Annotated in this window: 7 protein-coding genes and 4 tRNA genes; all 11 read left to right on the plus strand. The window is 32.7% G+C overall.

The window, feature by feature from the left end; genetic code table 11:
• Nucleotides 1-225 (plus strand): hypothetical protein (locus tag CEE44_05500; protein TKJ16497.1); only part of this gene is annotated, 225 nt, incomplete at its 5' end.
• Between the two features lie 213 nt (nucleotides 226-438).
• Complete coding sequence (locus CEE44_05505) at nucleotides 439-627, plus strand: DUF951 domain-containing protein (GenBank protein TKJ16498.1); 189 nt, start codon at nucleotides 439-441, stop codon at nucleotides 625-627.
• Between the two features lie 342 nt (nucleotides 628-969).
• A complete protein-coding gene (locus CEE44_05510) occupies nucleotides 970-1,281 on the plus strand; it encodes a 30S ribosomal protein S6 (protein TKJ16499.1) in 312 nt (103 codons plus the stop codon).
• A 64-nt stretch (nucleotides 1,282-1,345) separates the two neighbouring features.
• A complete protein-coding gene (rpsR, locus tag CEE44_05515) occupies nucleotides 1,346-1,576 on the plus strand; it encodes a 30S ribosomal protein S18 (GenBank protein TKJ16500.1) in 231 nt (76 codons plus the stop codon).
• 236 nt (nucleotides 1,577-1,812) lie between these two features.
• Nucleotides 1,813-2,853, plus strand: coding sequence for a hypothetical protein (locus CEE44_05520; protein ID TKJ16501.1), 1,041 nt, complete (start codon nucleotides 1,813-1,815; stop codon nucleotides 2,851-2,853).
• A 653-nt stretch (nucleotides 2,854-3,506) separates the two neighbouring features.
• Nucleotides 3,507-3,992 (plus strand): 50S ribosomal protein L9, encoded by a 486-nt coding sequence (locus tag CEE44_05525; GenBank protein ID TKJ16502.1) that lies wholly within the window; start codon nucleotides 3,507-3,509, stop codon nucleotides 3,990-3,992.
• A gap of 233 nt (nucleotides 3,993-4,225) precedes the next feature.
• The gene (locus CEE44_05530; GenBank protein ID TKJ16503.1) at nucleotides 4,226-5,557 is read left to right on the plus strand and encodes a replicative DNA helicase; all 1,332 of its coding nucleotides are present in this window, start codon (nucleotides 4,226-4,228) and stop codon (nucleotides 5,555-5,557) included.
• Between the two features lie 257 nt (nucleotides 5,558-5,814).
• Nucleotides 5,815-5,887, plus strand: a tRNA-Lys gene (locus tag CEE44_05535).
• Between the two features lie 8 nt (nucleotides 5,888-5,895).
• Nucleotides 5,896-5,970 (plus strand) — tRNA-Glu (locus CEE44_05540).
• A gap of 20 nt (nucleotides 5,971-5,990) precedes the next feature.
• Nucleotides 5,991-6,066: transfer RNA gene (locus CEE44_05545), tRNA-Val, on the plus strand.
• 20 nt (nucleotides 6,067-6,086) lie between these two features.
• A tRNA-Thr gene (locus tag CEE44_05550) sits at nucleotides 6,087-6,162 on the plus strand.
• The last annotated feature ends 153 nt before the right edge of the window (nucleotides 6,163-6,315 follow it).

A 6,315-nucleotide genomic window follows, 5' to 3' on the forward strand; every position in this document is an offset into this window, starting at 1 on the left:
AGTACTTTAAGCAGGGCATTTTGGTTGGGGAATAGGATGCTTTTACATGGTAGACCTTCAACTTTTGACGAAATAAAAGAAAAAATTGAAGAAGTAAAAGTGAAAGATGTTCAAAAAATGGCTCAAAATATTTTTACCAAAGATAAAATAAATTTATCTATTGTTGGCCCCTTTAAAAAAAAGGATAAGGAAGAATACAATTCTCTCCTGCAGAAATTATGTTAGTCGATAATGAATAGTAATTCGTACCACGTATCGAGTATCGCGTCAAAATACAGTAATAAGTGATATGTAATGAGTAATAAGTTTATGATCTTAAGTTTACAAAAACAGGTTACTTGTCACACATTACATATTACAAAACTTACTGGCTAACTGGTAAACCGGGTAACCGGCTCACTAACGTAATTGACAAATCGGGAATAAGGATACAATAACATGCCATTAAAATTAGGGATGGGAGATATTATTAGATTAAAGAAGAAACATCCTTGTGGAGGTTTCCATTGGGAAATTACCAGGACCGGTATTGATATTGGCTTAAAATGTCTTTGTTGTGGCAGAAAAGTGTTAGTTCCTCGGGTAAAATTAGAGAAGAAAATTAAAGAAATTATTCCCAGAGATTAAGAAAAAAAATGATATTTTTTAATTTTGTATCCCAAACCTTTTCTTTCTCTTTAACTTTTTACGCAATATCCAATACGATATACAAATTCACAGTTTTCAGTTTACGGTTTTCAGTTAATAGTTGCAAGATATAAATTCATCTAGTTAGTTATAGTTACCGGGCTAATTGGTTTGATATTAATTTATTAACTAGCTAACTAAATGGATACGCAATATGCGATACGAATATAAACTTGATATCGAAAATATCTGTGATATAATATAAATCGTTTTATATTTCTAATTTCCTTGCTCCTGAAAAATCTTTCAGGGGCTGATTAAACCGAAAGGAGGTGGTAACAGATGAGAAGTTATGAAGTAATGCTTGCCATAAATCCCCAGTTAGAAGACGAAGAGTTAGATTCCTTATTGACTAAATTCAAAAAGCTTATTACCGACGCAAAAGGAGAAATAACCAAAACAAATAAATGGGGCAAAAGGAAGTTAGCTTACGAAATTAAGGATTTTACAGAGGCGAATTATGTGGTCTTAAATTTTAATGTGGATGAAAAAATTATTTTAGAACTTGAAAGAGTTGTAAAGTTAGAAGAGAGAGTTATCAGATATTTATTGACCTTACAACATGAAGGAAAAAGTCAAAATAAGAACAGTTAATTAATTATTTAAACAAATACCGAAAAGAGAAGGTAGATTATTAAAGGAGGAAAAATATAAATTAATGGCACGATACGGTTTTTTTAGAAGACCACAAAGGAAAGTTTGTCTTTTTTGTAAAGAAAAAATATTAGCTGATTATAAGGATGTAGATTTATTAAGAAAATTTATTACTGAACAAGGTAAAATGCTGCCTCGTAGAGCAACCGGAAACTGCGCAAGACATCAACGTACACTGGCTATATCTATAAAAAGAGCAAGAGAAATAGGGCTTCTCCCTTATGTGGCGAAATAAGTAAATTAGTATATAGTATGTAGTATTTCGTATATCGTATTTCGTATATCGTTAGGATCTGAATGTTACGCGCCGGTTTATATTCTGGATTCTGACTACTGGCTCCTGACTTCTATTTTCTTCACGAGATACGAGATACGAATTTATTCTGTATCATGATTTCTATGCTCTTCACGGGATATAACTCACAACATAAAATATATAAGATGTGATTTTGATTTTACCATCTTAACTTTTTGTTTTTCACGATATACGATATACTATATACGAAAAAAGTTTTAAACTTTTTTAATACAAAGGAAGAGGCTTGTTTATTGACTGAACAAATTCCAACTAAATCAATAGTTGAGGGTGCATTTTTAGCCGCAATTACTGCCGTTTTATTTATTATTAGTATTTATATTCCCTTACTAGGTACACTGGTAAGTTTTTTGTGCCCTCTCCCGATTATAATTTTATGTTTACGCCATAGCATAAAGTTTGCTATTATCGCAACTTTTATATCAGGGATTTTGGTAACTATTTTAGCTGGTCCCCTGCAAGGGCTTATGGTGCTGTTAGGTTTTGGAATATTAGGGCTAACTTTAGGTTTTGGTATAAAAAAAGGATTATCTTTAACTGATATTATTATCATTGGAAGCATAGCTTCTCTTATTTCTAAAGGTTTAATCCTTTTAATCGGTTTTTGGGTTTTAGATCTCAACACCGTGTTATTTGACATAGAAGAAATAGATAAAATTATAACTCAATCTTTGAATTTTTATAGCAATATGGGACTATCTCCGGAACAATTAGCTTCCCTGAAAGATTCCCTAACTCAAACCATTAGTATTGTTAGAATAGCATTCCCGGGAATGATTATTCTTGCTTCAATTTTTGATACTATTTTAAATTACTGGGTAGCTCGCTTAATCTTAAGGAGATTTGGATATAAGTTAACGAACTTTACTTCCTTCTTTAACTGGAGAGCTTCCAAGTCTTTTTTTTGGAGTTATCTTTTAGGGATGGTATTGATAATTCTGGGAACAACTTATAAGATACCTCTTTTAAATAAAACTGGAATAAATATACAAGTTTTTTTTGCAGTGGTATTTTTGATTTATGGTCTTTCTTTAACCGGTTTTATATTAGAGCGGTTTAAAATTAAAAATTTTTTAAAGTGGGTTATATATATTCTGGTATGCTTTCAACCACTTTTATCCCAAATTGTTACCTGGGCAGCCATGTTAGATATATGGATAGATTTTAGAAGATTACTTACTGCAAAAAAAGAATAATTTGATATATCGTATATCGTATATCATATATCGTTTAGCAGCAGTTAGCTGGTTACCTGGTTAACTAGTTAAGAAAATAAAAGATAAAAATAAGTAGTCAGGAGCCAGAATCCAGGAGCCAGAAGATTATTAGCGTATAGCGGGTAGCGTTTAGAGTATAGTTATAGCGAAAAACGAAAAACGAAAAATGAAAAGCGCAAAGCGCAAAACTATATTCGTATCTCGTATCTCGTGAATCGTATCTCGCAAAAAAACAAATAATTAAAAATATTAAAAAATTAAAAAGTTATATGTTTGAATTTATTTTTCTTTCGAGATACTAGATACGAGATACGAACAACGAAATTGTATCTCGTATCTCGCAGATAAGATAGAAGCCAGAAGACAGAATCCAGTATTCAGAATATTTTAGAATATAAGACTATATTATCTTGTTAACTTATTTTATATTCTTCTGACTCGTGACTACTGACTCCTGAATTCTTAAATAATAATTATAGCTTTTCGCTTTAAGTTTTTAGTTACATGCTGAAAACTGTCAACTGAGAACCTGTATTTGATGCTAACGACTATTCACTAACGACTAATAAATGTTGCTAAAATTGATGGAAGAATTTATAATAAATAGAGAATAGAGCAGGGAGGCTTAGAATATGAAAATAATTTTAAAGCAAAATATTGAAAAAATTGGACAAGTAGGAGATGTAGTTGAAGTAAGCAACGGCTTTGCCCGTAATTTCTTGATTCCTCAAGGCAAAGCAATTTCTTTTACCATAGGTAATTTTAAACAAGTAGAATATTTAAAGAAACGAGAAATAGAACAAAAAGAGGGGGAGTTGAAGGAAGTTAAGGAATTAGCAGAGAAAATTAATAATATTTCCATGGAAATTAAAGTTAAAGCCGGGGAAGAAGGGAAGCTTTTCGGTTCTGTAACAAGCAAAGATATTGTTGAAACTCTGTTAAAGGAACACGGAATTGAATTAGACAAAAAGAAACTTAATTTAAAAGAATCCTTAAAAAAATTGGGTGTTCATACTGTATCGGTTAACTTATATAAAGATATAACTCCTCAAATTAAAGTTAATTTAATTTCTGATTCTGCATCTGAGCAGAAAGCAGAGGTAATAAAAAAAGAATAATTTAGTATATAGTATATGGTTACCGTATATAGCGAAAAACGAAAAGCGCAAAACGTAAAACTATAACTAAAAATTAAAAATTTAGAAAAAAGTTTTGAGTTTTGAATTATGGTTTTTCACTTTTAGCCTTAACTTTTTAGTTGTTATACCGAAAACTGTCAACTGAAAACCTGTATTTAATGCTAACGACTAACGACTATCCACTATCGACTATTTAACAGGGAGAAAAGCAAATGGAATTAGGCAGGAATCCTCCACAAAATATTAGTGCAGAACAGGCTGCTTTAGGTTCAATGTTGCTTCAGGAAGATGCCATTTTACATGGTGTGGATATTTTAAGACCTGAAGATTTTTACAAAAAATCTCACCAGATTATCTTTAAGTGTATTCTTGAATTGTTTGAAAAGAGCAGTGGTGTTGATTTAGTTACTTTAACTGAGGAATTAAATAGGGTAAATTTATTAGAAGAGATCGGGGGAGTTACCTACCTAACTAATCTAATTAATAGTGTCCCTACTGCAGCAAATGTTGAGTACTACATTAAAATTATCGAAGAAAAATCTATTTTACGTAACTTAATTAATAGTGCTACTAAAATTATTTCTATGGGGTATGAAGAAAAAGAAGATGCCAAAGTTTTACTGGATAAAGCAGAACATTTAGTATTCGAAATATCACAGAGAAATATAAGGCAATCTTTTGTTCCTATTAAGGAGCTAATTACGGATAGTTATGAAAAAATTGAAGACCTATATCACCGGGAAGAATTTATTACCGGAGTTTCCAGTGGATTTGACGAATTTGATGAAATTACTACTGGTTTTCAACCTTCTGAGTTTATAGTCATTGCTGGAAGACCTGCTATGGGTAAGACAGCATTTTGTATGAGTATTGCTCAATATGCAAGCATATCCAAAAATACACCGGTAGCAATTTTTAGTTTAGAGATGTCAAAGTCTCAATTAGTGCAAAGGATGCTTTGTTCAGAAGCTCGGATTGATGCCCATAATTTAAGAAAAGGACGATTAGCGGAAAAAGATTGGGCTCCACTTTCTATGGCAGCTGGTCGGTTAGCTTCTGCTCCCATTTTTATTGATGATACAGCCGGGATTACTTGTTTAGAAATAAAAGCTAAGGCCAGGCGTCTAAAAGCTCAATACAATCTTGGTTTAGTAATTATAGATTATTTACAGCTTATTTCAAGTTCCGGCAGAATAGAAAATAGACAGCAGGAGATTTCAGAAATTTCTCGTTCTCTTAAAGGTCTGGCCAGAGAATTAAATGTCCCGGTAATTGCAGTTTCCCAATTATCCAGAGCAGTAGAACAGAGAATTGAAAGAAGACCCCGTCTTTCTGATTTACGAGAAAGTGGTGCTATTGAACAGGATGCTGACTTAGTAGTTTTTATATACCGAGAAGAATACTACAAACCTAAGACGGAAAAAAAGAGAATTGCTGAGGTAATTATTAGCAAACAGAGAAACGGGCCAACAGGTAAGGTGGAATTAACCTTTATAAAGGAATATGCTAAATTTGAAAATTTAGCCCGTATTTCTGAAGAATAATTATTTAATAATAACAAAATAATAAGTTAGTGTAAACTTTAATGGGGTAGTTAGATAGAAAGAAGAATGCTACTTTTTCTATCTTTTCTTTCGCTTTCTTAGCTCAATACTCAATACGAATTTATTCTAATTTCTGGTTTATATTATCTTTACGAGATACGATTCACGAGATACGAGATACGAATCAAGTTATTGACAGGTAGTAAAAAATATAGTAACATTTAGAAGCAAAAATTCTTTAATTTTAAATATTTTTAGGGCCGTTAGCTCAGTTGGTAGAGCATCTGACTCTTAATCAGAGGGTCGCAGGTTCGAAACCTGCACGGCCCATCGAAAATGCCCCCATCGTCTAGGGGACAGGACACCGCCCTTTCACGGCGGCGACAGGGGTTCAAATCCCCTTGGGGGCACCAATTGATTTATTGTAAAAAATGGGCGGATAGCTCAGTTGGCAGAGCACCTGCTTCACATGTAGGGGGTCACAGGTTCAAGTCCTGTTCCGCCTACCATTTTTTTATAAGGATATGATGCCGGCGTAGCTCAATTGGAAGAGCAACGGAATCGTAATCCGTAGGTTGTCTGTTCAACTCAGATCGCCGGCTCCAAATGATAGTATCGCGTATCGCGTATCGAGTATTGCGTTAAAATACAGGAAAAATTAGTAGGGGCAGACCTCGTGTCTGCCCGTAATAAGTAATGAGTTTATGATCTTAAATTTATAAAAATAGGTTACTTGTCACACATTACATATTAAAAAA

Source organism: Candidatus Woesearchaeota archaeon B3_Woes (assembly GCA_005222965.1).
Classification (GTDB): Archaea; Nanobdellota; Nanobdellia; order Woesearchaeales; family B3-WOES; genus B3-WOES.

Coding starts and splice junctions, on each gene's coding strand:
- CEE44_05505 (TKJ16498.1), top strand. CDS start 439: ATGCCATTAAAATTAGGGATGGGAGATATTATTAGATTAAAGAAGAAA.
- CEE44_05510 (TKJ16499.1), top strand. CDS start 970: ATGAGAAGTTATGAAGTAATGCTTGCCATAAATCCCCAGTTAGAAGAC.
- rpsR (TKJ16500.1), top strand. CDS start 1,346: ATGGCACGATACGGTTTTTTTAGAAGACCACAAAGGAAAGTTTGTCTT.
- CEE44_05525 (TKJ16502.1), top strand. CDS start 3,507: ATGAAAATAATTTTAAAGCAAAATATTGAAAAAATTGGACAAGTAGGA.
- CEE44_05530 (TKJ16503.1), top strand. CDS start 4,226: ATGGAATTAGGCAGGAATCCTCCACAAAATATTAGTGCAGAACAGGCT.